The 23,596-nt window shown below is 67.8% G+C and carries 19 protein-coding genes and 1 tRNA gene; 4 read left to right on the top strand and 16 right to left on the bottom strand.

Features of this window, described 5'->3' with window-relative positions:
• Positions 1-106 precede the first annotated feature (106 nt).
• Positions 107-1,414 carry a diguanylate cyclase domain-containing protein gene (locus JX001_RS10825; RefSeq protein ID WP_205681067.1) on the top strand — a complete coding sequence of 436 codons (1,308 nt, stop codon included), beginning with the start codon at positions 107-109 and terminating at the stop codon, positions 1,412-1,414.
• A gap of 6 nt (positions 1,415-1,420) precedes the next feature.
• Here the strand turns inward: JX001_RS10825 and mfd are convergent, their stop codons facing one another.
• Both mfd and JX001_RS10835 read right to left on the bottom strand, forming a co-directional pair.
• The gene (gene mfd / locus JX001_RS10830; RefSeq protein WP_205681068.1) at positions 1,421-4,870 is read right to left on the bottom strand and encodes a transcription-repair coupling factor; all 3,450 of its coding nucleotides are present in this window, start codon (positions 4,868-4,870) and stop codon (positions 1,421-1,423) included.
• Positions 4,870-5,211 carry an FAD assembly factor SdhE gene (locus JX001_RS10835; RefSeq protein WP_241004617.1) on the bottom strand — a complete coding sequence of 114 codons (342 nt, stop codon included), beginning with the start codon at positions 5,209-5,211 and terminating at the stop codon, positions 4,870-4,872. The genes mfd and JX001_RS10835 overlap by 1 nt, the downstream gene beginning before the upstream one ends.
• 144 nt (positions 5,212-5,355) lie before the next feature.
• On the opposite strand from JX001_RS10835, the gene recG reads away from it, so the two are divergent.
• Entirely contained in the window at positions 5,356-7,443 is a 2,088-nt protein-coding gene (gene recG, locus JX001_RS10840) for an ATP-dependent DNA helicase RecG (RefSeq protein WP_205681069.1), read from the top strand.
• Here recG and JX001_RS10845 read toward each other — a convergent pair.
• The 5 genes from JX001_RS10845 to JX001_RS10865 are packed head-to-tail and all read right to left on the bottom strand — an operon-like array spanning position 7,440 to position 11,532.
• Positions 7,440-8,234 carry an MBL fold metallo-hydrolase gene (locus tag JX001_RS10845; protein WP_205681070.1) on the bottom strand — a complete coding sequence of 265 codons (795 nt, stop codon included), beginning with the start codon at positions 8,232-8,234 and terminating at the stop codon, positions 7,440-7,442. The genes recG and JX001_RS10845 overlap by 4 nt on opposite strands.
• A complete protein-coding gene (locus JX001_RS10850; RefSeq protein ID WP_205681071.1) occupies positions 8,231-9,013 on the bottom strand; it encodes a TatD family hydrolase in 783 nt (260 codons plus the stop codon). The genes JX001_RS10845 and JX001_RS10850 overlap by 4 nt, the downstream gene beginning before the upstream one ends.
• Complete coding sequence (locus JX001_RS10855) at positions 9,013-10,005, bottom strand: DNA polymerase III subunit delta' (RefSeq protein ID WP_205681072.1); 993 nt, start codon at positions 10,003-10,005, stop codon at positions 9,013-9,015. The genes JX001_RS10850 and JX001_RS10855 overlap by 1 nt, the downstream gene beginning before the upstream one ends.
• Positions 10,002-10,634 (bottom strand): dTMP kinase, encoded by a 633-nt coding sequence (gene tmk, locus JX001_RS10860; protein ID WP_205681073.1) that lies wholly within the window; start codon positions 10,632-10,634, stop codon positions 10,002-10,004. Before tmk ends, JX001_RS10855 begins: the two co-directional genes overlap by 4 nt.
• 49 nt (positions 10,635-10,683) lie before the next feature.
• On the bottom strand, positions 10,684-11,532 hold the full coding sequence (locus JX001_RS10865) for a septal ring lytic transglycosylase RlpA family protein (protein WP_205681074.1): 849 nt from the start codon (positions 11,530-11,532) through the stop codon (positions 10,684-10,686).
• Between the two features lie 105 nt (positions 11,533-11,637).
• Here JX001_RS10865 and JX001_RS10870 point away from each other — a divergent pair.
• Positions 11,638-11,727: transfer RNA gene (locus tag JX001_RS10870), tRNA-Ser, on the top strand.
• A 145-nt stretch (positions 11,728-11,872) separates the two neighbouring features.
• Here the strand turns inward: JX001_RS10870 and JX001_RS10875 are convergent.
• From JX001_RS10875 to JX001_RS10910, 8 genes are read right to left on the bottom strand one after another with little or no spacing between them, the layout of a single operon-like run.
• Positions 11,873-12,556, bottom strand: a complete 684-nt coding sequence (locus JX001_RS10875; RefSeq protein ID WP_066624684.1) for a response regulator — start codon at positions 12,554-12,556, stop codon at positions 11,873-11,875.
• 7 nt (positions 12,557-12,563) lie between these two features.
• Complete coding sequence (locus JX001_RS10880; RefSeq protein ID WP_205681075.1) at positions 12,564-15,236, bottom strand: sensor histidine kinase; 2,673 nt, start codon at positions 15,234-15,236, stop codon at positions 12,564-12,566.
• The gene (kdpC, locus tag JX001_RS10885; protein ID WP_205681076.1) at positions 15,237-15,815 is read right to left on the bottom strand and encodes a K(+)-transporting ATPase subunit C; all 579 of its coding nucleotides are present in this window, start codon (positions 15,813-15,815) and stop codon (positions 15,237-15,239) included. It lies immediately after the preceding gene.
• Positions 15,816-15,825: 10 nt separating this feature from the next.
• The gene (locus tag JX001_RS10890; RefSeq protein ID WP_205681077.1) at positions 15,826-16,542 is read right to left on the bottom strand and encodes a TorF family putative porin; all 717 of its coding nucleotides are present in this window, start codon (positions 16,540-16,542) and stop codon (positions 15,826-15,828) included.
• Positions 16,535-16,693 carry a hypothetical protein gene (locus JX001_RS10895; protein WP_205681078.1) on the bottom strand — a complete coding sequence of 53 codons (159 nt, stop codon included), beginning with the start codon at positions 16,691-16,693 and terminating at the stop codon, positions 16,535-16,537. The genes JX001_RS10890 and JX001_RS10895 overlap by 8 nt, the downstream gene beginning before the upstream one ends.
• On the bottom strand, positions 16,690-18,756 hold the full coding sequence (kdpB, locus tag JX001_RS10900; protein WP_205681079.1) for a potassium-transporting ATPase subunit KdpB: 2,067 nt from the start codon (positions 18,754-18,756) through the stop codon (positions 16,690-16,692). The genes JX001_RS10895 and kdpB overlap by 4 nt, the downstream gene beginning before the upstream one ends.
• 18 nt (positions 18,757-18,774) lie before the next feature.
• Positions 18,775-20,484, bottom strand: coding sequence for a potassium-transporting ATPase subunit KdpA (gene kdpA, locus JX001_RS10905; protein ID WP_205681080.1), 1,710 nt, complete (start codon positions 20,482-20,484; stop codon positions 18,775-18,777).
• 18 nt (positions 20,485-20,502) lie between these two features.
• Positions 20,503-20,592, bottom strand: coding sequence for a potassium-transporting ATPase subunit F (locus tag JX001_RS10910; RefSeq protein ID WP_105625212.1), 90 nt, complete (start codon positions 20,590-20,592; stop codon positions 20,503-20,505).
• A 391-nt stretch (positions 20,593-20,983) separates the two neighbouring features.
• On the opposite strand from JX001_RS10910, the gene JX001_RS10915 reads away from it, so the two are divergent.
• Positions 20,984-22,303, top strand: a complete 1,320-nt coding sequence (locus JX001_RS10915) for an Hsp70 family protein (RefSeq protein WP_205681081.1) — start codon at positions 20,984-20,986, stop codon at positions 22,301-22,303.
• Positions 22,304-22,474: 171 nt separating this feature from the next.
• Here JX001_RS10915 and JX001_RS10920 read toward each other — a convergent pair whose 3' ends face one another.
• Positions 22,475-23,593, bottom strand: a complete 1,119-nt coding sequence (locus tag JX001_RS10920) for an acyl-CoA dehydrogenase family protein (protein ID WP_205681082.1) — start codon at positions 23,591-23,593, stop codon at positions 22,475-22,477.
• Positions 23,594-23,596: the final 3 nt, after the last annotated feature.

The raw sequence follows: 23,596 nt of genomic DNA on the forward strand, positions 1-23,596 counted from the left end.
CCCGCATCGCTTTGGCCGGACGACATTGCATCCTTAACACCCTCGTCGCTATGGTCCGCGCGTTTCCGGCCGGCTGTTGGCGCGGCGACTTTTGGAGACGATCGGCTTGGCTTTCGACGCGCGCGTATTGATCCTGGCGGCTGACGATGGCCGGATCGGGCCGCTCGCTGCGGGTCTGGATGCGCTGGGCTGGACGACGGTGACCGCCCGCGACGTCGTCTCCGCCGAGATGACGCTTCAGGACTTTCCGCTCGAAGCCGCCGTCATCGACATCAACACGTTCGACGCCGACGTGGCGTCTCGCCTTCGCGCCGCCGCCGAGCCGCGCCGCCTGCCCATCGTGGTCATCGGCGCCCGCCCTGATTCGGTGAAGGGCGCGGATTTGACCATGTCCACGCCGCCGCATCCGGCCCAGGCCGCATTGCGTCTGGAGCAGCTGGGCCGGGCCGCCATCGCTGAGGAAGAATATCGGCTGCGCGTCACCACCTTCGCCACGCGCGGGGTCGGCTTGGACAAAAGGACCGACGACGATGGTCCCTTGCGTGTTCTGGCCGCCGGCGTCGCGGACCGGCGCTTTCTCGCCCTGTCGAACGCCCTGACCGCGGCCGGGGTCGAGGTGGTCGCGGCGCCGACGCCCTACACCGCCTTCGACTATCTGCACGAAAGCCCATTCGACGCCGCCGTTCTGTGGGGCGCCGAAGACCATGCGCCGGCCTTGTCGATCGCGGCGGGCATGAAGCGCAACACGCGCCTGTATCACATCCCGCTGATGCTCTATCTGCGCGGCAGGAACGAGATCAGCCTGGCTGAACTGTTCAATCGCGGCTTCGCCGATGTCGCGTCCGCCGACACGCCCGAGGGCGAAACGGCCGAGCGGATCCTGGCCCTGGCCGGCGCGCACCGCATACATCTGGGCATCCGCAAGACGCTGGACTCGGTGCGCAGCCTGGACGTGATGGATCCTGAAACAGGCCTGTTCACGCCCGAACTGTTCGCCAGCCACCTGGGCCGCGTCGCCGGGGCCTCTCGCGCGCGCAAGCGCCCGCTTTCCGTCTGCGTCCTTAGGGTGCGGGAAACCGAATCCGTCACTTGGGCGCGTCAGGGCGGTTGGTTGGATCGCGCCATGCCGCAGATCGGCGCCATGGTTTCGCGCCTGGTCCGCGTCGAGGACACCCCTGCCCGCCTGGCCAAGGAGGTCTTCGCCCTGGCCCTGCCCGCGACCCACGCTGAACCGGCGCGTCTGGCCGCTGAGCGAATCGCCGCCGTTATCGGCTGCACTGCCTTCGATGCCGGCCCGGACCGGTCGCCGTTCGTCGCCGAGTTCGACGTCGGCGCCGCCGAGATGCGTCCCGACGAAAGCGCCGCCGCCCTGCTTGAGCGCGCCTCGGCCGACCTGTTCGAAAAGACGCGCTGAGGGGCTTTACGCCCCCGCCACCCGCGCCAGATCGGCGGTGATCCGTTCGGCCACCTTCAATCGCTCTTCCGCCGTCGGCCAATCGCCTGAAACGACGATCTTCTGATCCGGCCGAATCTTCCAGAAGGCGTGGTTCTTCTGGATCAGCCCCACAAGTCCCGCCGGATTGGGGAAGCTGTTGTCGCGCAACGTCAACACTGCGCCGCGCGGCCCGATGTCGATCTTCTCGATGCAGGCCTTGCGGCAGTTCGACTTGATGCCGACGATCTTCAGCAACTGCTGCGCCTCATCCGGCAAGGGCCCGAAACGGTCGATCAGTTCGGCGGCCAAGGCTTCGCGGTCCTCGGCCTGTTCGGCATCGGAAAGACGGCGATAAAGGCTCAGACGCACGTTCAGGTCCGGCACGTAATCTTCTGGAATCAGGACAGAAGCGCCGACATTGATGGACGGCGACCAACCGCGATCCACCGCCTGTCCCTCGCCCTTCTCGCGCAACTCAGCAACGGCGTCTTCCAGCATCTGCTGGTACAGTTCGACGCCCACCTCGCGGATATGGCCCGACTGTTCGTCGCCCAGCAGATTGCCGCCGCCGCGCTGGTCCAGATCGTGGCTGGCCAGTTGGAAGCCGGCGCCCAGATTGTCCAGCGACTGCAGAACCTGCAACCGCCGCTCGGCCGACAGGGTCATCGGCTTGACCGCATCGGTGGTCAGATAGGCGAAGGCGCGCGCCTTGGACCGCCCGACCCGGCCCCGGATCTGATAAAGCTGCGCCAGGCCGAACATGTCGGCGCGGTGCACGATCAGCGTATTCGCCGTCGGAATGTCCAACCCGCTCTCGACGATCGTGGTGGAGACCAGGACGTCATATTCCCCGTCGTAGAAGGCGCTCATCACCGCTTCCAGCTGGGTCGCACTCATCTGGCCGTGACCGACGACAAACTTCACCTCGGGCACCTGTTCGCGCAGGAACTTCTCGATGGCGGGCAGGTCCTTCAGGCGCGGCGCGACGTAGTAGGCCTGACCCCCGCGATATTTCTCACGCAGCAGGGCCTCACGCACCAGCACCGGATCCCACGGCGTGACGTAGGTCCGCACGGCCAGGCGATCGACCGGCGGGGTGGCGATGATCGACATTTCGCGGATGCCCGACAGCGCCATCTGAAGCGTCCGCGGGATCGGCGTGGCGGTCAGGGTCAACAGATGCACATCGGCGCGCAGCGTCTTCAGCTTCTCCTTGTGCTTGACGCCGAAGTGCTGCTCCTCGTCGACGATGACCAGGCCCAGGTCGCGGAACCCGACCTGTTCGCTCAGCACCGCATGGGTGCCGACGACGATCTCGACCGAGCCGTCCTTCAGCCCGGCGCGCGTCTCCGCCGCCTCCTTGGACCCCACCATCCGCGACAACTGACGCACCTTGACCGGCCAGCCGGCGAAGCGTTCGGTGAAGGTCTTGTAGTGCTGGCGCGCCAGCAGGGTCGTCGGCGCAACGATCGCCACCTGCTGCCCCGTCATGGCCACGACGAAGGCGGCCCGCAGCGCCACCTCGGTCTTGCCGAAGCCGACATCGCCGCAGATCAGGCGATCCATCGGCGTGCCCTTGCCCAGATCTTCCAGCACATCGCCGATGGCGTTCAGCTGATCGTCGGTCTCCTCATAGGGGAAGCGCGCGCAGAACTCGGCGAACAGACCCGGCGGCGGCGTGACCGCATCGGTCTCGCGCAGCGCCCGTTTGGCGGCCAGAGCGATCAGCCCCTCGGCCATGGCGCGCAGACGTTCCTTGGCCTTGGCCTTTCTCGCCTGCCAGCCTGCGCCGCCCAGCTTGTCCAGTTGGACGCCTTCGGAGTCCGACCCGTATCGAGTCAGAAGGTCAATGTTTTCAACCGGCAGATAGAGTTTGCTCTCACCGGCGTAGAACAGCTCCAGGCAATCGTGCGGGGCTTGCTGGATCTCCAGCGTCTTCAGCCCCTCATACCGGCCGATACCGTGATCCAGGTGAACGACCAGATCCCCCGTCGTCAGGGCCGACGCCTCCGCCAGGAAGTTCGAGGCGCGGCGCTTCTTGCGCGGCCGCGCCAAACGGTCGCCCAAGATGTCGGTCTCGGAAATGACCGCGACCTCGTCGGTGACAAAGCCATGCTCAACCGGCAGGACGCCGCGCAGATAGAGATCTTTCGGGGCCGCCTGAACATCGGCCCAGTCGCGCACGGCGACGATGTGATCCAGCCCGTGGTCGGCCAGCATGGTCGCCAGACGCTCCGACGATCCTTCGGTCCAGGAGGCGAACAGCACCCGCTTGCCCTCGGCCTTCAGCGCCGCCGCATGGGCCGCCACCGCCTCGAACAGATTGACGCTGTCCTGCGCCCGCTCGGCGGCGAAGGTCCGGCCCAAACGTCCGCCGGCATCCTCGCCACCCGTGGAGAAGGGCGTGAAGCGCCGCACGGTGCGACCCGCCAGCGCCTGGTTCCAGTCGCCGGCGTCCAGATAGAGCCGCTTGGGCGGCAAGGCGCGATTGGCGCTGGCCTGACCTTTGGCCTTGGCCGCCTCGGCGCGCGCATCATAGGCGTCCGCGACCAGATCCCATCGCTCGGCGCGGGCCGTCTCGACCTGGTTGTCTAGGAAGATCGCCGCGTCGTCCGGCAGATAGTCGAACAGGCTGTCCAAGGTCTCATAAAACAGCGGCAGCCACTGTTCCATGCCCTGACGCCGCGCGCCCTCGCTGATCGTCGCATACAGCGGGTCGTCGCCCGGCGCGCCGAACAGGTTCAGATAACCCGTGCGAAAGCGCGAGATGGCGGCCGCATCCAGCAGCGCTTCCGACACCGGCGCGAGGGACACGGACGTCATCTGGCCGGTCGACCGCTGCGTTTCGGGATCGAAGGTGCGGATCGATTCCAGCTCGGATCCGAACATGTCCAGCCGGACCGGCTCCTCGAAGCCGGGCGGATAGACGTCGACGACCCCGCCGCGCACCGCGAACTCACCGCGCTCCGACACGGTCGAGGCCCGGACATAGCCGTTGGCGGCGAAATATCGCTCCAGCGCCTGGATATCGAGATCGCGTCCGACCTTGGTTTCGAACCCGGCCTGTGTCGTGACCGACTTGGGCGGCGTGCGCTGCATGGCCGCCGACACCGTAGTCACGACCAGAACAGGCGCATCGCCAGGCTTGCGCATCGCCAGCCGCGTCAGCGTCGCCATCCGCTGCGCGGCGATTCCCGCCGTGGGGCTCAGTCGGTCATAGGGCAGACAGTCCCACGCAGGATAATCCAGGACTTCAATATCTTTCGAGAAGAACTGAAACGCCTGAACGAAGCTCCCCGACCTCTGAAAGTCGCGTGCGACGAACAGGCCGACGCCGCCCCCGGCCTTGATCCGTTCGGCGACGATCAGCGCGTCCAGCCCCTCGGGCGCGCCGCCAAGATCGGCGTCGGTCCGGTGTTCGACCTTGGCGTCCATCAGCCGATTCCCTTGCCGACTTCGGCCGCGACGTGGGCGCGCATGAAGGCGCGCACCTTGGCCATCACAGGGGTCTCGAATTCCGGCGGCGTCGGGTCACGCTCGATGATCCAGCCGTAAAGCCACTGGTCTTCCTCGTCGATCAGCTGCTCGAATTGGTCCAGTTCCGCATCGGTCAGGGTCGGCGCGACCTGATCGGAAAATGGACCCAGAACCATATCAGCCTCGCGAAAGCCCCGCCGCCATGCGCGGAACTGAATGCGTCCCAGCCGCTGCCTGCGCTCAGGCGTCATCTGTTCAGGGCTCATTTCGCTTTCGGGACGCGCGTCGATTTCGGCCACAAGAATCCTTGCCCGGCAAAGTGAGAAGACGCTCAAGCAGCGAGCCACCGCGTGGCGAGCGTTAGCGTCTTCAAATGGAAGAAGCGCAGATAGCGTTCCTCAACGGACTTCGCCACCCGTCATGGTCACGCTATGTTCACGGCGATGCGTCCGCAGATTCTCTTTCCCCTGTTCGCCGAGGTCTCGACCCTTAAGGGCGTGGGCCCTCGCGTCCTGCCTCTGGTGCAAAAGGTGGCGGGCCCGCTCGTTCGCGATCTGCTGTTCCTCAGCCCGTCCGGCGTCATCGTGCGCCGCCCTGCTGAGGCCGCCACCGCGGTCGATGGCGAGGTGGGCGTGTTCACCGTGACCATCGATCGCCTCTTCACCCCCAGCCGTCCTGGCGCGCCGCTAAAGGTCCGGGCCAGCGATCCCACCGGCTTCGTGCATCTGGTCTGGTTCGGCGGTTCGCCCCAGCACATCGACCGGCTGTTGCCGCGCGGCGAGACGCGGTTGGTCGCGGGCAAGGTCGAAAGGTTCAATGGCGAGGTCCAAATCGTCCATCCGGACATCGTCACGCCAGACAGGGCCGCCGACATTCCGGCGTCCGAGCCCGTCTATCCAGCGACGCAGGGCCTCAGCTCGCGCCAGTTGCGTAAACTGGTTCAGGGCGCCCTGCCCACCGCGCCCGACCTGCCGGAGTGGCAGGATCCCGCCTGGCTCAAGAAGCAGAACTGGCTGGGTTGGCGCGCCGCTCTGGACGCCCTGCATGCCCCTACAGCCGAGATGGACTTGTCGCCCGACGCCCCCGCCCGCCAGCGCCTGGCCTATGACGAGTTCCTGGCCCATCAGTTGGCTCTGGCCCGCCGTCGCCGCGCCCGCGAGATCAGACCCGCCCCCGTCATCGCCCCCGGCGCAGCGTCCGAACATCTGCTCCAGGCCCTGCCCTTCCAGCTGACCAACGCCCAGGCCAAGGCCGTCGCCGAAATCCGTCGTGATCTGGCGTCGGGCCAGCAGATGGGCCGATTGCTGCAAGGCGATGTCGGCTCAGGCAAGACCGCCGTCGCCGCCGTCGCTCTGGCCGACGCCGCTTCGAGCGGCTTCCAGTCCGCGCTAATGGCCCCGACCGAAATCCTGGCGCGCCAGCATTACGAGAAGCTCGGCCCCATGCTGGGCGCGGCTGGCGTGTCTGCGGTCCTGCTCACCGGCCGCGACACCCCGGCGCAACGACGCGAGAAACTGGCTGCCCTGGCCTCGGGTCACGCCCAGGTCGCCATCGGCACCCATGCCCTGTTCCAGGACGCCGTTCGCTTCGACCGCCTGGCCCTGGCCGTCATCGACGAACAGCACCGTTTCGGCGTGAACGAGCGCCAGCGATTGCAAGCCAAGGGCGACCCGCGCCTGGGCGCCGTGCATCTGTTGACCATGTCGGCCACCCCCATCCCCCGCACGCTTGAGCTAACGCAATACGGCGAGCTGGAGGTCAGTCGCCTGATGGAGAAACCGCCCGGCCGCACCCCCGTCACAACCGCCGTCCTGCCCTTGGCCCGCATCGGTGAGGTCGCCGCCCGCCTGAAGACCGCCGTCGAAAGCGGCGCCCAGGCCTATTGGATCTGCCCTCTGGTTGAGGAATCCGAGGCCATCGACCTGGCGGCCGCCGTCGATCGCGCCAGCGATCTGAGACGCCTGCTGGGCTTCGAGGTCGGCCTGGCTCATGGCCAGATGCCGGGCGCCGAGCGCGAGGCCGTCATGGCCGACTTCGCCGACGGCCGCCTGCCGGTCCTCGTCGCCACCACGGTGGTCGAAGTCGGCGTGGACGTGCCCAACGCCTCGATCATGGTGATCGAACACGCCGACCGCTTCGGCCTGGCCCAGTTACACCAGTTGCGCGGCCGCGTCGGTCGCGGCGCAAAGGCCAGTGCCTGCATCCTGCTATACGGCGGTCAGGACGGCGCCTTGGGCGAGACGGCGAAAGAGCGGCTCGAAACCCTGCGTCGCACCGAAGACGGATTCGAGATCGCAGAGGAAGACTTCCGCCTGCGCGGCGGCGGCGATCCCCTGGGCCTGAAACAAAGCGGTTTTCCCGCCTACCGCTTCGCCGACCCGATCCGGCACCGCAGCCTGATGCTGGCCGCCGCCGACGATGCGCGGCTGATCATGAACCGCGATCCGGATCTGACCTCGGAACGCGGCCAGGCCGTGCAGGTGCTGGAAGAGCTGTTCGACTGGAAGAACCACAAGGCCGGCGCAAGCTAGCCGATCACTCGGCTCCAGCCATCGAACCCGACCTCGACGTTTTCGGGAACAAGGGCCGACAACGTATTGTAATCCATGTCGATGTGCAGATTCGTCAGCACCGCACGCTCCACGTCTGCGGCGGCGATCCACGCCAGAGCCTGGTCCAGATGAGCATGTGTCGGATGGGGCGCGTAACGCAGCGCATCGACGATCCAGAGCTTGCAGCCGGCCACCGCCGCCAGGGCCGCCTCGTCCAGATCGGATACGTCGCTGGAATAGGCGACATCGCCCAATCGATAGCCGACCGAGCGGATCGGCCCGTGCGCCTGGTCGAAGGTCTTGACCGGGATCGAGCCGCCCGCGCCCTCGACCGACCAGGCCGTGCCATGCGGCGGAATGATCCGACCGTCCAACAGCGGCGGATAACCGAACTTGCTCTCGAAGATGTAGTCGAACCGATGCGTTAGCGAGCTGTGGGTCGCCGCATCCATCCACGCCGGAATGCGCTTTCTCGCCCGCGCGGCGAAGGTGCGCAGGTCGTCGATCCCGTGGGTCTGGTCCGCATGATCGTGGGTGTAGAGGACCGCATCCACATGTTTCGTGCCGCTGGCCAGCATCTGTTCGCGGAGGTCCGGCGAGGTGTCGATCAGGACATTGGTCACACCCTCGGCGCCGGTCTTTCTCGCCAGCATCGAACAGCGCGTGCGCCGGTTCTTGGGCTCGGCCGGGTCGCAGGCGCCCCAGTCGCCGTCCCCGCGCGGCACCCCGCCCGACGATCCGCTGCCCAGAATGACGACTTCGAAACTCATGCGGGTCTGGGTATCCGGTCAAAAAGGCCGAAGAAGGCCTTGGTCGTGACGCGGTCCGCCTCCTCGGCGCTCCAGCCGCGGATCTCGGCCAGCTTGTCCAGCACATGGCCGATGTAGGCCGGCTCATTGCGCCGTCCACGATGCGGAATGGGCGCCAGATAGGGGCAGTCGGTCTCGACGATGATCCGGTCGCCCGGCATGTCGCGGATCACCGCCCGCACGTCCTCGGCCGCCTTGAAGGTGGCGATACCGGAAACCGAAAACCAGGCGCCCATTTCAGCAGCGATTTTCGCCAGTTCCGCGCCACTCGTATAGCAGTGCATCAACATCTTGAACGGCCCCACGGCATACTCCTCGCGCAGGATCGACGCCATCACATCGTCCGCCTCACGCGTATGGATCACCAGCGGCAGACCGGTTTCGCGCGCCGCCGCCACATGCTGCCGGAACACCGCCGCCTGCACCTCGCGCGGGCTGAAATCGTAGTGGAAATCCAGACCGCATTCGCCGATCCCGACCACCTTGGGCCGCTGGGCCAGTTCGATCAGGGTCGCCGCCGTCAGGTCCGCCGCATCCTTGGCCTCGTGCGGATGGACCCCGACCGTGCACCAGATGTCCTCATTGGCCATGGCGATGCCGTGCGTCGCCTCGAAGGTCGTCAGCTTGTCGGAGATCTCCACCATCAGCCCGACGCCCGCCTCTCTCGCCCGCGCGATCACGGCGTCGCGGTCCTCGTCGAACTGCGGCGCGTGCAGGTTCACATGGCTGTCGATCAGCATCAGCCCACCCGCTCCTGCTGGGCCTGAACCCGCTTCAGGTCCGCCAGCGCCCCGGCCAGCACATCGGCCTTGTCCAGGTTCAGTCCCGCCGCCCGTTCCGGCAGCGGCTGCAGCCGCTCCCATAGTTCAGCCCATCGATTGCCGGCGCCCGGTGCGCTCTGCAAGGCGCGCATCCGCACCGCCGCGATCAGCCGGTCCATCAGGGTTTCGAATCGCTCCTGCCCCTCGGCTCCGCGGAACCGGTCGGCTATGGCCAGAGCTTCGGCTCGGTCCACATCGCCCTCGACCCAGCGCCGCGCCAGCTGGTCCATCTCGAACGTCGCGCCGGACGCCAGGGCCAGGGCCGCGCCCGGCGATCCGCCCGCCATGACGGCCGCATGTTCGGCGTCCTCACGCTCTGCGCCCGTCCGGTTGCGCACCAGGGTCTCCAGCCGATCCGGCGCCCAGATCGGAAAGCTCAGCCGCCGGCACCGCGACCGGATCGTCGCCAGCAACCGCCCCGGCGCATGGGTGACCAGAAACAGCACGCCACGCTCGGGCGGCTCCTCAAGAACCTTCAGCAAGGCGTTGGCGGCGTTGAGATTCAGGTCGTCTGCCGCATCGATGATCGCCACCCGAAACTGGGCTTGCGACGGGCTCTTTGAAAAGAACTCCGGCAGTTCGCGCGACTGATCGACCGAGATCGACTTCTTCGTCTTGCCGCCCTCAACCAGCCGTTCCAACACCAGCAGGTCCGGATGCGACTGGGCCGAGATCAGCCGGCTGACCGGATCATCGCGCCGCGCGCCCAGCGGCCCGGACGCCGGATCGGCCGCCGCGCCCAGCAGCCGTCGCGCCGCCCGATAGGCGAAGGTCGCCTTGCCCGTCCCCTCGACCCCGCACAGCAGCCAGGCGTGGTGCAGCCGCCCCCGCTCCCAGGCGTCCAGAAACGCCGTCTCCGCCGCCGCATCGGGAACCAGGTCGAACCGGTCGCGGGGGTGATCGTCGCTCACAGCAGCCGATCCTGAACCGCCTGCCAGACCCGCGCCTCGACCTCGTCCAGCAATCCGACCGCGTCGATCAGCACGCAACGCTGCGGATTGGCCTCGACGATCCTCAGAAAGCCCTCGCGCAGCCGCTGATGGAACTCCAGACCCTTGGATTCGAACCGCGTCTCGAACAGGCCGCGCCCGAACGCCCGCTCCAGGCCGACCTCGACCGGCAGGTCGAACACCAGGGTCAGGTCCGGCTGGTCGACCCCGACCACGCCCGCGTCAATCTGTTCGATGAAGCTTTGCGCCACGCCGCCGCCAGCACCCTGATAGGCCCGGCTTGAATCGGCGAACCGATCGCACACCACCCAGTCGCCGGCCGCCAGCGCCGGGCGAATGGTCCGCTCCAGATGGTCCGAGCGCGAGGCGTACATCAGCAGCGTCTCGGTCATGGCCGACCATGGCTCGGCGTCCGTGGCCACCACCAGATTGCGGATCACCTCAGCGCCTTTGGAGCCGCCCGGTTCACGCGTGCGCACGACCTTGCGCTCGCCCAGCACCGCCTGCAGCCGCGCGACCAGCCGCCCGACCTGGGTCGATTTGCCGGCGCCCTCGCCGCCTTCGAAGCTTATGAATTGTCCACGGGTCACGCGCCTTCATGGCGCGCCGACGCCGCCCGGCGCAAGCCCGCCCGCGCGATCAGCTGCCGGATATCAACAGGGCGCCCGCATAACCCCTCGCCACGACCGACTGACGCGCCGCCTCGGCCGCATTGGCGCTGTCCCAGGGGCCCACCACCACATTAAACCGCCCCGCGCCCCGATCGGCCCGCACCCAGCCGCTCAGGCTGTCGGCGATTCGTCCGGCCTCGACCTGATCCGAGAAGCTGCCCGCCTGGACCCAGAAGGTCGTCACCTCAGCAACCGCAACCGGCGTGGGGGCGATAACGGGCGCGCTGACGGGCGGGCTGGCCGGGACCACGCCTCGCGGTGTCGGCGCCGAAGCCCGCAGCAGCGTGCCCCCGCCCTGCTGCGGCGCCCGGCCGAGGTAGCGCACCCGCACCCGCCCCACGCCCTGCGACAGCATCCCCAGCTCGCTCGCCGCCTCTCGCGACAGGTCGATGATCCGGCTGTCCACGAACGGCCCGCGGTCATTGATCCGCACCACCAGCTGCCGGCCGTTCTCCAGGTTCGTCACCTCGACCAGACCGGGCAGAGGCAGGGTTTTGTGCGCCGCCGTCAGGGCATGCATGTCGAACCGCTCGCCGGTCGAAGTCGGTCGCCCGTTGAAGGCGTCGCCGTACCAGGACGCCATCCCGACCTCCTCGTAATCCGGCTGTTCCTTGGGCGTGTACCAGCGCCCGCGCACCTGATAGGGGCGCATCGTCCCCGACACGATCGGCGCCGGATCCTTGACGACGGGCGGATGATCCTCGCCGCGCCCGGCGACCGTCCCACGCACGCCTGCTCCGCCGACGGTGGAACAGGCGGCCAGCAGCGAAAACAGCCCCAGGATCAGCGCGCCGCGCACTCCCTGTCCAAACGTCATCGACCCGCCTCGCAAAAAATACGAAAACAGGATGACCGAAGACATTTCCGCTTTGGTTAATGACCCGTTCGCCTGCTATGGCGTCCGCCTCCGCTGCGGCGGCAAGGAAGTGTGGCCGAGTGGTTTAAGGCACTGGTCTTGAAAACCAGCGACGGTGAGAGCCGTCCGTGGGTTCGAATCCCACCGCTTCCGCCAAGAAGCTCTGAATTAACTGAATAATCTGAGCGCCGAGTTGGCGCCACCCGCCTTTGCACCCCTCTAAAATGGTCGTGCGGACACCGACGCCAAGCCCTTTGCACGCCAAAAGCCGGATTCTGGCTGCGCGCCAGCAAGCGCACATTCAGGCTTCCAGCCGATAGCCCACGCCAGGCTCGGTGAGCAGTAGGATTGGGCTGGCAGGATCGGCCTCCAGCTTATGCCTCAGCTGTCCCACGACGACGCGAAGGTACTGGGTGTCGTTGACGTGCGCGGCGCCCCAGACGGCCGTGAGCAAATCGCCGTGGCTGATGACCTTGCCGTGGTGGCGGGCCAGATGGGCGAGAACCTCGAACTCCTTTGGGGTCAGTTTGACGATTTCTCCAGAGCGACGGACACGGCGGCGTTCGATGTCGATGGAGATGTCTCCAGCGGTCACGGGACCGATGGTCTCGGAAATCGAGGCGCGCATGCTCACCCTCAGACGGGCCAGGAGTTCACCGATGCCGAAGGGTTTTTCGACATAGTCGTTGGCGCCCAGATCGAGGGCCGCGATCTTCTCCGCCTCTCGGTCCCGCGCCGAGAGGACAATGATGGGTCCCGCGTAGAACTCTCGCGCGCGTTTCAGGACGTCCTTGCCGTCCATGTCAGGCAAGCCGAGATCCAGAACGACCGCATCGGGCGACCAGAGAGCGACGCCCCGCAAGCCATCCTGCCCGCTGTCCGCTCGTTTCGGCTGATACCCGGCCGCGTCCAGCGCAGGCGACAGGAAGCGGTGAATCTGAGGCTCGTCGTCGATGACGAGGATCACGGGGCGGACGGCGGACATGGGCGCTCTACAACAGGTCGCGATGGGTCGCGATCGCCTTCGAAAGGCTGATCAGAATGCGGGTGCCCTTGCCGTCGGCGATGGGGCTGGCGGCGGCGATGCGGCCGCCCATGGCTTCGACAAATCCCTTGGATATGGCCAAGCCCAGGCCCGCGCCCTTTGATCGGTCGGTGGACTCTTCCATTCGGCGGAACTTGTCGAACACCCGTTCCAGCTCGGCGGTGGGTATTCCCCTGCCCTCATCTTCGATTGAGATGACGACCGAGCCTCGATCCTCATAGGCGGCCAGTTCGATGGTCGAGCCGTCGGGGCTGTAGGCGATGGCGTTTTCCAGGATGTTGACGACGGCCTGCTCCAGCAGACCTTGGTCCAACAAAACCAGGCTCAGCTGGGAGGGAAAGTCGCGGGTCACGTGACGGGTGCCCAGTCGACGCGCCACCCGCTCTGCGGCGGCGTTGAGAATATCGCGCACGTCCACCCAGTCTGTGCGCACGTTCAGGCCGCCGCCTTCCAGCCGGGTCATATCCAAGAGGTCGCCGACATAGCGCGACAGGCGTTCGGCCTCTTCGCGGATGCTGAGCAGCAGGTCGTCGCGAACCTCGGGCTTCAGGGTCGCGCCATAGTCGATCAGGGTCGTCGCCGAGCCCAGGACGGTGGACAGGGGCGTGCGCAGGTCGTGGCTGACCGAGTTCATCAAGGCCGCACGGAAACGGTCGGCGCGGCGCAAGGTCTCGGTCTCCAGCGCCTGACCGGCCAGATCGGCGCGCTCCAGCGCCACGGCGCCCTGGTCCAACAGGGCCATCGCCAGACGTTCCTCGTCCGAGCCCGCCGCCACGACCGAGGCGTCGATGCCCGCCACGCCGGCCCGGCCGCGCACGCCCTGCAGAGGCTGAAACCGCCAGTGGGTCTGCGGCAGGGTGCCGGTGCCGTGGCCCGTCACCTCGCCGTGGGTCCAGGCCCAGCGGGCGGCGGCCATGGCATCAGGGGCCAGGGTCACGCCCTCGGGGCTCGCCGCCGTCAGCACAATGTCCTCGCCGTCGGGCAGCAGGACGACGGCGCCCGCGCCGGCGGCGGCCGAGGCCTGTTCGGCCAGGCTGCGGGCCGTGGTCGCGCGATCCTGGCCCGCCGACAGGGTCTGGCTGGCGGCCAGCAGGGCCGAGACGGCGGCGGCGCGCCGCTGCGCGGCTCTGGCCTGTTCGCGCACTCGCCCCGCCAGGGCGCCCGTGCCGAGGGCCACGCCCCAGAAGAGTAGCAGCGTCAGGAAGTCGGTCGGTGAACCGATCAGGAAGCTGTAGCGCGGCTGAAGGAACAGGAAGTTGTAGGTCAGAAAGGCCAGGGTCGCCGCCGCCAGCGCGGGTCTGAGGCCGTTCAGCACCCCGGCCGCCACCACCGCCGCCAGATAGATGACGCCCAGATCGACCCGCTCGAACCGGGTGTCCAGCAACAGGGCCGCCCCTGTCGCTGCCAGGACGAAGGCCGCGCCGGCCGGATAGCCGCGCCAGTCCAGCGCCGCCCTGACGCCCGGCCGGGTCGCCGGTTCGGGCGCGGCCAGGTCGCCTTCGGTCACGACGTGGACGGCGACGCCCTGAGCCTTGCGCAGCAGTTCGGTCGCCAGGGCCCGGCCGGTCCATTCGGCGAACCGCCCGCCGCGCGTCTTGCCGATGACGATCTGGGTGACGTTGTTGCGATGGGCGTGGTCCAGAACGGCGCGCACCACGTCGTCGCCACTGATGGTCACGGGCCGCCCGCCCAGTTGTTCGGCCAGTTTGAAAGCCTCGGACAATCGTCCCGCCGAGCGGGCGTCGGCGCGCGATCCGCTGGGTCTTTCGACGTGAGCGACCGACCAGGGGGCGTCCATCATCATGTCCGACATCCGCCGACCGGTCCGCACCAGGGAGGCGGTCATGGCGTCGCCGCCGACCAGCACCAGGATCCGCTCGTTCGCCGCCCACGGCCCCGACACGCCCCGTTCGCGCAGGTGGGTCAGCAACTGGTCGTCCACCGTCTGGGCCGCGCGCCGCAGGGCCAGTTCGCGCAGCGCCGTCAGGTTTTCGATTTTGAAGAAGTTCTCGGACGCCACCCGCGCCGTTTCGGGCACATAGACCTTGCCCTCGGCCAGACGCACCCGCAGGTCTTCGGGCGTGATGTCGATGACCTCGATGTCGTCGGCGCCGGTCAGGGCGCTGTCGGGCACGGCCTCGCGCTGGCGCACGCCGGTGATGCGCAAAATGACGTCGGACAGGCTTTCCAGATGCTGGATGTTCAGCGTGGTCCAGACGTCGATGCCCGCGTCGCGCAGCTCCTCCACATCCTGCCAGCGCTTGGGATGGCGCGAACCCGGCGCGTTGGAGTGGGCGTATTCGTCGACCAGCAACAGTTCGGGCCGTCGCGCCAGGGCGCCGTCCAGGTCGAACTCCATCAGGGCGCGGTCGCGGTGTTCGATCGGCGCGCGCGGCATGACGTCGAGCCCGCGCAGCAGGCTCATCGTTTCCTTGCGGCCGTGGGTCTCGACCACGCCGACGACGACGTCCAGCCCCTCGGCCTTTCGACGGCGTGCGGCGCGCAGCATCTCATAGGTCTTGCCCACGCCGGGCGACATGCCCAGAAACACCTTCAGCCGCCCGCGCTTGCGGCACGGAGCGGCTGAAGTCGCGGGCGTTGCTGGCGCCGTTTCGGGCAATCAGCCCTCCGCGCCGAAGCGGGCGTCCAGCGCGCGGTTGGTCAGCAGGACATTGACGTGCGGCTGGCCGATGAAGCCCAGGAAGGCCCCCTCGATGTGCGCCTCGATGATGCTCTGGACCTGTTGCACGGGAACACCTCTGGCGCGGGCGATCCGCGCGGCCTGAAGCCGAGCGTAGGCCGGGGACACGTCCGGGTCGAGGCCCGAACCCGAGGTCGTCACCGCATCGGCGGGGATGACGCCGGGGCCGTCCTCGGCGCGGATCGTCTGAGCGCTTTCGGCGACGCGAGCGATCAGGTCCGGGTTCAGCGGCCCCATGTTGGAGCCGGACGAGGCGGCGGCGTCATAGCCGTCGCCCGCCGCCGACGGGCGCGGATGCAGATAGGTCGCGCCGACGAAAGGCTGGCCGATCAGGGACGAGCCGACGACCCGCCCGCCGGCGTCGCGCACCAGACTGCCGTTGGCCTGGTCCGGGGAGGCGACCTGGGCGATGCCGGTGACGGCCAGCGGATAGGCCAGCCCCAGCAGCAGGGTGAACAGAGCCGTCATGACGAGGGCCGGGCGAAGTTGGTTGACCATGGTCGTCGCCTCAGAAGGTCGCCTTCAGCGTGGCTACGACGCGTGCGCCGTAGATGTCGCCGAAGTCGTGTTGATCGGTGTCGTGATAACGCAGGTCCAGCGCCAGATTGTCGGTCAGCTGATAGGCCGCGCCCAGGTTCCAGGTGGTGTAGTCCATGTCCGACGACACCCACTGACGGCCGACGGCGCCCGAGACGGTCCATTTGTCGGCCGGGCTGACCGCGCCGTTAACCTCGGCATAGGTCGCCTCGTCCTCGGCCGCGCCGAAGAAGTCGGGCGAATAATAGGCGGCGGCGCCCAGGGTGGCGGGGCCGACGGCGCGCGAGGCGGCGGCTTTCAGCTCGACATAGTCATAATCGGCGCCGTCGGGCTGACCGGCGTAGAGATAGCCGATCACCCCGAAGTCCAGCGCATAGCCGGCGACCTCTGGCCGATAGCCGGCATACAGATCGACCTCGGCGTCCGTGTCGTCGCCGAAATCGACGTTGGAGGCCCAGCCGCCGGCGTAGAAGCCGTTCTTGGTCAGATCGACGCCGGCCGAAAGGGCGGGGTTTTCCTGGGTCTGGCTTACACCGCGGAAAACGTAATCGGAGGTGACGGCGACGTTAGCCGACACGTCCTGGGCCTTGGCTTCGCTGCATAGGCCCAGACCGGCGAGACCGACGATACAGGCGGCGGCGAACCAGGCGTCGTTGCGGCCCGAGGCCTTGGAGAAGGATTTACGCATTGGGTTTCTCTATTCGAACAGGATGAATCGCCATGGGGTTGGAGCGCGTGCGCGGATCGGTCTGCTGCAGCGTCGACACGCCCCACATCACGGCGATGACCAGCACCGCCACGACGAGTTGCAGGATGCGAGAGACCTCCAGACGCATCACGCCAGACCCAGGCCGGAGATGAGCAGGTCGATCAGCTTGATGCCGACGAACGGGGCGATCAGGCCGCCCAGGCCGTAGATCAGCAGGTTGCGACCCAGAAGCGCGCCGGCGCCGATGGCCCGGTATTTAACGCCCTTCAGCGCCAGCGGGATCAGGGCGACGATGACCAGGGCGTTGAAGATCACCGCCGACAGGATGGCGCTCTCAGGGCTGTGCAGACGCATGACGTTCAGCGCGCCGAGCGACGGCAGGGCCACCACGAACATCGCCGGGATGATGGCGAAGTATTTGGCCACGTCGTTGGCGACCGAGAAGGTCGTCAGGGCGCCGCGCGTAATCAGCAGTTGCTTGCCGACCTCGACGATCTCGATGACCTTGGTCGGGTCGCTGTCCAGATCGACCATGTTGCCGGCCTCGCGCGCGGCCTGGGCGCCGGTCTGCATGGCGACGCCGACATCGGCCTGGGCCAGGGCCGGAGCGTCGTTGGCCCCGTCGCCGCACATGGCGACCAGACGGCCCTTGGCCTGTTCGGCCTTGATCAGGCGCATCTTGTCCTCGGGCGTGGCCTCGGCGAGGTAGTCGTCCACCCCGGCTTCCGAAGCGATGGCTGCGGCCGTCACAGGATTGTCGCCGGTGATCATCACGGTGCGCAGGCCCATGCGGCGCAGGTCGGCGAACCGCGCCTTCACGCCCGGCTTGACCACGTCCTTCAGGTGGATGACGCCGACCAGGGCGCCATTCTGGGTCACGGCCAGGGGCGTGCCGCCCGAACGGGCGATCCGGTCCACGGCCTGGCGGAACTCGGCCGGGGCCGAACCGTCCGTCAGGTTCAGATCCTTCAGCACCGCATCGACCGCGCCCTTGCGCCAGCTGTCCTTGCCGACGTCCAGGCCCGACTGGCGGGTGACGGCGGTGAAGGGAATGGCGACGGCGCCGGCCGGCTGATCGACCGAGACACCGGCGTTGCGGCCCAGCTCGACGATGGAGCGGCCCTCGGGCGTCTCGTCGGCGAGCGACGCCATGACGGCGGCGGCTAAAGCGGCCTCGGGGCGCACGCCCGGAACCGGCATGACCTCGGTCGCCATGCGGTTGCCGCAGGTGATGGTGCCGGTCTTGTCGAGCAGCAGGGTGTCGACGTCGCCTGCCGCCTCCACCGCACGGCCCGAGGTGGCCAGTACGTTCACCTTCAGCAACCGGTCCATGCCGGCGATGCCGACGGCGGACAGCAGACCCCCGATCGTGGTCGGGATCAGGGTGATGAACAGGGCGCCCAGCACCATCGGATCCAGATCGACGCCGGAATAGGCGCCCAGACCCACCAGGGTCACGACCGCGATCAGGAAGATCAGGGTCAGGCCGGCCAGCAGCACCGCCAAGGCCAGCTCGTTGGGCGTCTTCCTGCGGTCCGCGCCCTCGACCATGGCGATCATGCGGTCGAGGAAGGTCGAGCCGGGCTTGGCGGTGATGCGCACCTTGATCCAGTCCGATACGACGGTGGTGCCGCCGGTCACGGCGGACCGGTCGCCGCCGCTTTCGCGGATCACCGGGGCGCTCTCGCCGGTGATGGCGGCCTCGTTGACCGAGGCGACGCCCTCGACGATCTCGCCGTCCGAGGCGATCACGTCGCCGGCCTCGACCAGGATGATCGACCCGACTTCAAGCTCCGAAGCGTTGGTCGGGACCACGCTGCCGGTCTTCGCGTCGACGATCAGCTTGGCCTTGGTCGTGACGCGGGTCGCGCGCAGGCTGTCCGCCGCCGCCTTGCCCCGCCCTTCAGCGATGCTTTCGGCGACATTGGCGAACAGGACCGTGGCCCAAAGCCACAGCGCCAGTTGCACCGCAAAGCCCGCCGACTGACCGCTCGCGATGGCCGCGGCCGCCGAAAGCGTGGACAAAAGCGCCACGATCCAGGTGGTGAAGATGACCGGATTGTTGATCAGCTTGACGGGGTTCAGCTTGACGAAGGCGTCGCCAACCGCGCGTCCGATCATCTTTCCCGAGAGGCCGCCCGCGAGAGGCGACGCCCGGCCGCCCTCGCGGGGATCCAGAGTTACTTGTGTCATGTCAGGATGTCCGAAGGATCAGGCGCCGGCGACCGCCGCGAGCACCTGGAAGTGCTCGACGATCGGTCCCAGGGCGAGGGCGGGCAGGAACTGCAGGCCGCCGAGGATGAGGATCACGCCGATCAGCAGGCCGATGAACAGGCCGTTGTCGGTCGGCAGGGTGCCGGGGCTGGGCGCCAGCTTGGGCTTGACCACCAGACTGCCGGCGATGGCCAGGACGGCGACGGCCGGAATGAACCGCCCGAACAGCATGCCCAGCCCCAGGGTCGTGTTCCACCAGGGGGCGTTGGCGGTCAGACCCGCAAAGGCCGAGCCGTTGTTCGCCGCCGCCGAGGTGTAGGCGTAGAGGATCTCCGACAGGCCGTGCGGCCCCTTGTTCAGCAGGCCCGCCAGCGCCGTCGGGAAGACGGCCGACACGGCGGTGAAGCCAAGGATGGCCAGCGGCAGGATCAGCACCGCGATCATGGCGAACTGGATCTCGCGCGCCTCGATCTTCTTGCCCAGATATTCCGGAGTGCGCCCGACCATCAGGCCGGCGACGAAGACCGACAGCAGGGCCATGACGACCATGATGGCGATGCCCGAACCGACGCCGCCGGGCAGAATTTCACCCAACTGCATCAGGAACATCTGCAACCCGCCGCCCAAGGGCATGAAGCTGGCGTGCATCGAGTTGACCGAGCCGTTCGAGGCGCCGGTCGTGACCACGGACCAGACGGTCGAGGCGGGCGCGCCGAAGCGGACCTCCTTGCCCTCCATGTTGACCGAACTGTCGACATGGGCGGCGACCAGGGCCGGGGCCGGCTGGGTCTCGATCACATACATGGCCGCGCTGGCGGCGCTCAGCAGGATCAGGGCCGCCGCCGCCAGGGCGCGGATGTCGCGTCCCGCCATGGCGGTGCGGCCGAAGGCGAAGAAGGCCGCCCAGCCCATGACGTTGATCGCCACGGCGGTCAGCAGATTGGTGATGGCGTTCGGGTTCTCGAACGGATGGGCGCCGTTGACGTTGAAGACGCCGCCGCCGTTGATGCCCAGCTGTTTGATCGCCACTTGGCTGGCGGCCGGGAACAGCGGCAAGGTCTGGGATCCGCCCTCGACGCCGGTCGCCGTCACATGGGCCGCCAGGCTCTGAACGATGCCGAGACCCGACAAGGCCACGGCCAGGATCAGGGCGGCGGGCAGCAGGACATACAGGGTCGTGCGCGTCAGATCGGCCCAGAAGTTGCCGACCCCCTCGCCGCGATTGGCCACAAAAGCGCGCGCCAGGGCCGCCGCGATTGTCGCGCCCGTCGCCGCCGAAACGAAGTTTTGCACCGTCAGGCCGACCATCTGGGTGAAGGTCGACAGGGTCGCCTCCCCGCCATAGCTCTGCCAGTTGGTGTTGGTCACGAAGCTGACGGCGGTGTTGAAGGCCAGATGCGGCGACACGCCTGCGAACCCTTGCGCGTTCAGCGGCAGCACGCCCTGCAGACGCAGGATCGCATACAGCAGGACAAAGCCCGCCAGGTTGAAGGCCAAAAGGGCGCCGGCGTATCCCAGCCAGCCCTGGCTGCGTTTTGGATCGACGCCCGCCGCGCCGTAGAAGACCGCCTCGACCGGCTTCAGCACCGGATCGAGCCAGGTCCGCTCGCCGTTCCAGACGCGCGACATATAAACGCCGATGGGCCAGCCGAGCATTACGGCCAGCCCAAGGGTCAGGGCGATCTCGCCCCATCCTTGAATGTTCATGATTTAAGTCCCGGTTCCTCAGAACCGCTCGGGCCGCAGCAGCGCCGCGACCATGTAAACGGCGACGACCAGCGCCCCCGCCCCCCAGAGCATGGCGATCATCGTCATACCCGTTTCAAAGCTGTGGCCAGCAAGGCGAAGACGGCGAACCCCCCCGCACCCACCGCCAGAAAAATCACATCGGCCATGCCGATCGCCTCCGACTTGTTGGAGACGGCAAATGCTCACCGAGAGGCATAAGTGCGCCATTCCGGATCACGTGCGGCGCATAAGGAAAACATAAGGGGCGGGTTGTGCGGGCATCGAACAGGCGCCTGCGAGCCGCGTGAAGCACCTTATGGAAGTGCCGTCCGACATGCGGGCAGCGTTAAGTTCCGCCTGTCTTCGGACGCGCCAGGTGTCGTAAAAAGCTTCCGCCAGGAAATGACACGTCCTGGATAAGGCTTGCTATTGCCTCGTCTGCCGTTAGGAACCCGGCTCCCCTGCCTGGAGCCCTGCCATGACGGCGACGAAACCGATGACGATCGGGATCGATTTCGGCACGACCAATACGGTCGTGGCCCTGACCGATGCGGACGGCCTCGCCCATCTCGTGACCTTCGACGCGGTCGAGGCTCAAACGACGACCTTCCGCTCGGCGCTCAGCTTCCAGACCCATCCGGGCGTGGACGGCCAGCCGCCCGAGCGCGTTGTCGAGGCCGGGCCCTGGGCCATCGCCGCCTATGTCGAGGATCCGCTGGAGACCCGCTTCATCCAGTCGTTCAAGACTTTCGCCGCCAGCGCCGCCTTCACCGAAACCCGGATCGACAACAAGCGCTACGCCTTTGAGGATCTGCTGGCCGCCTTCCTGCTGCGCCTGCGCCACCACGCCGGCGACGCCCTGACGGATGCCCCGCCCGCCGTCATCGTCGGCCGTCCCGTCACCTTTGCGGGCGGCAATCCGGACGAGACCCTGGCCCTGTCGCGCTATCAGACGGCGTTCCAGCGGCTGGGCTTCACCGACATCCGCTATGCGCACGAGCCGGTCGGCGCCGCCTTCTATTTCGCGCGCCAACTGAAGGCGGACGCGACGGTCCTCGTCGCCGACTTCGGCGGCGGCACCAGCGACTTCTCCATCATCCGGTTCGAACATACGCCCAACGGCCTGCGGTCGACGCCGCTGGCCCGCTCGGGCGTCGGCGTGGCGGGCGACGCCTTCGACTACCGGATCATCGACCAGCTGGTCTCGCCCGAATTGGGCAAGGGCGGTCTGTACAGCTCCGTTGGCAAACAACTGCCGATTCCCCAGCGGTATTATTCCGCCTTCGCCCGCTGGGATCAGCTGGCCCTGCTGCGCGCCTCACGCGACATGCGCGACATCCGCGCCCTGGCCCGCACCGCGCTGGAGCCCGAGAAGATCGAGCGCCTGATTGAGGTGCTGGACGACAACCATGGCCATGACCTGTACCGCGCCGTCTCAACGCTGAAGATGGCCTTGTCGGCCGAGGAAACCGCCACCTTCCTGTTCCAGGCCGGCGGCGTCCATATCGAAAAGCCGGTCGCCCGCGCCGATTTCGAACGCTGGATCGCGCCGGAACTGGCCGCCATCGAGGGCGCGGTGGATCAGGCGATGGCCCGCAGCGGCCTGGCGCCCGACGCCATCGACCGCGTCTTCCTGACCGGAGGCACCTCCTTCGTGCCGGCCGTGCGGGCGCTTTTCCAGAACCGCTTCGGCGCAGAGCGGATCGAGACGGGCGGCGAGTTCGAATCCATCGCGGCCGGCCTGGCGCTGATCGGGCGCGAGGCGGATCTGGACCTGTGGAGCGAAAAGGCGGTCTAGGTCGGAAGCCCCCTTCCATCGTCATTCCGGGGCGTCCGCAGGACGAACCCGGAACCCAGGGGGACACCGCCGCCGCCTGACGCGGCACGAGCCGTGATGCGCACTCCTGGCTTCCGGGTTCTTCGGGACGCTCAGCCCCGGAATGACAGCGACTTCGATTAGACGCCGACCCTAGAATCCTTGCGCCCGCGCCACCCGTTCGGCGTGGAAGCCAGCATCGCCCAGCAGTTCGTTCAGGACCCGCACCCGCTTCATGAACAGGCCGACGTCGAATTCGTCGGTCATGCCGACGCCGCCATGCATCTGGACCGCCTCCTGCACCGCCAGCTCGGCGACCCGCCCGGCCTTGGCCTTGGCGATGGAGGCGGCCAGCGGCGCGTCCTCGCGCCCCTCGTCGAGGGCGATCTGGGCGCCGATCGTCGCCGCGCGCGCAAGCTCCAGCTCCGAGAACAGATGCGCAGCGCGGTGTTGCAGCGCCTGGAACTCGCCGATCAGCTTTCCGAACTGTTTGCGGGTCCGCAGGTAATCCATCGTCGTCTTGAACGCTTGATCGCCGGCGCCCGTCAGGCTGGAGGCCGCGCAGGCCCGCCCCAGGTTCAGCGCGCCGTCCACCAGCACCTCCCCATCCCCGACCGCGCCGATCACTGCATCGGCGTCGAGCGCCACATCGCTCAGCGTGATCCGCGCCGCATTGTGCGCGTCCACCATCACCGTGCGCTCGACCGCGACGCCCGCCGTCGCCGGATCGACCAGGAACAGCGTCGTGCCCTCGTCCGCCGTGGCGACCACGATCAGGGCGTCCGCCACATGGCCGTCCAGCACAAAGGCCTTGGCGCCGTTCAGCTTGAAGCCGTTGCCCGCCCGCTCGGCCCTCGTGGTGATCCGCGACGGCGCGTGTTTCGCGCCCTCGTCCACCGCCAGCGACAGGATCGCCTCGCCCGCCGCGATCCTGGGCAGCCAGGCCTGCTGCACCTGCGATCCGCCGTCGATCAGCACCTTGGCCGACAGGATCGACGAGCCGAGATACGGCGACGGCGTCAGGGTGCGTCCCAGGCTCTCGGCGATCACCCCGGCCTCGACCGCGCCCAGCCCCATGCCGCCCAGCGCCTCGGGGATGATGACGCCGGCGAAACCCATCTCGCCAAAGGCCCGCCACAGGTCGCGCGACACGCCGTCGGCGTCCCGCTCGTCCCGCAGCTTTCTCAGATGCGCGATCGGCGCCTGTTCGATCAGGAAGCCGTCGGCGGCGTCCTGCAACATCGTCTGTTCTTCGGTCAGGATCAGCGGCATCGT

Source organism: Brevundimonas fontaquae (assembly GCF_017086445.1).
GTDB lineage: Bacteria > Pseudomonadota > Alphaproteobacteria > Caulobacterales > Caulobacteraceae > Brevundimonas > Brevundimonas fontaquae.

Excerpts from the sequence above, each read along its gene's own strand:
- mfd (WP_205681068.1), bottom strand. The coding sequence starts at position 4,870 with ATGGACGCCAAGGTCGAACACCGGACCGACGCCGATCTTGGCGGCGCG.
- recG (WP_205681069.1), top strand. The coding sequence starts at position 5,356 with ATGCGTCCGCAGATTCTCTTTCCCCTGTTCGCCGAGGTCTCGACCCTT.
- JX001_RS10845 (WP_205681070.1), bottom strand. The coding sequence starts at position 8,234 with ATGAGTTTCGAAGTCGTCATTCTGGGCAGCGGATCGTCGGGCGGGGTG.
- JX001_RS10850 (WP_205681071.1), bottom strand. The coding sequence starts at position 9,013 with ATGCTGATCGACAGCCATGTGAACCTGCACGCGCCGCAGTTCGACGAG.
- JX001_RS10865 (WP_205681074.1), bottom strand. The coding sequence starts at position 11,532 with ATGACGTTTGGACAGGGAGTGCGCGGCGCGCTGATCCTGGGGCTGTTT.
- JX001_RS10875 (WP_066624684.1), bottom strand. The coding sequence starts at position 12,556 with ATGTCCGCCGTCCGCCCCGTGATCCTCGTCATCGACGACGAGCCTCAG.
- kdpC (WP_205681076.1), bottom strand. The coding sequence starts at position 15,815 with ATGGTCAACCAACTTCGCCCGGCCCTCGTCATGACGGCTCTGTTCACC.
- JX001_RS10890 (WP_205681077.1), bottom strand. The coding sequence starts at position 16,542 with ATGCGTAAATCCTTCTCCAAGGCCTCGGGCCGCAACGACGCCTGGTTC.
- kdpB (WP_205681079.1), bottom strand. The coding sequence starts at position 18,756 with ATGACACAAGTAACTCTGGATCCCCGCGAGGGCGGCCGGGCGTCGCCT.
- kdpA (WP_205681080.1), bottom strand. The coding sequence starts at position 20,484 with ATGAACATTCAAGGATGGGGCGAGATCGCCCTGACCCTTGGGCTGGCC.
- JX001_RS10910 (WP_105625212.1), bottom strand. The coding sequence starts at position 20,592 with ATGACGATGATCGCCATGCTCTGGGGGGCGGGGGCGCTGGTCGTCGCC.
- JX001_RS10915 (WP_205681081.1), top strand. The coding sequence starts at position 20,984 with ATGACGGCGACGAAACCGATGACGATCGGGATCGATTTCGGCACGACC.
- JX001_RS10920 (WP_205681082.1), bottom strand. The coding sequence starts at position 23,593 with ATGCCGCTGATCCTGACCGAAGAACAGACGATGTTGCAGGACGCCGCC.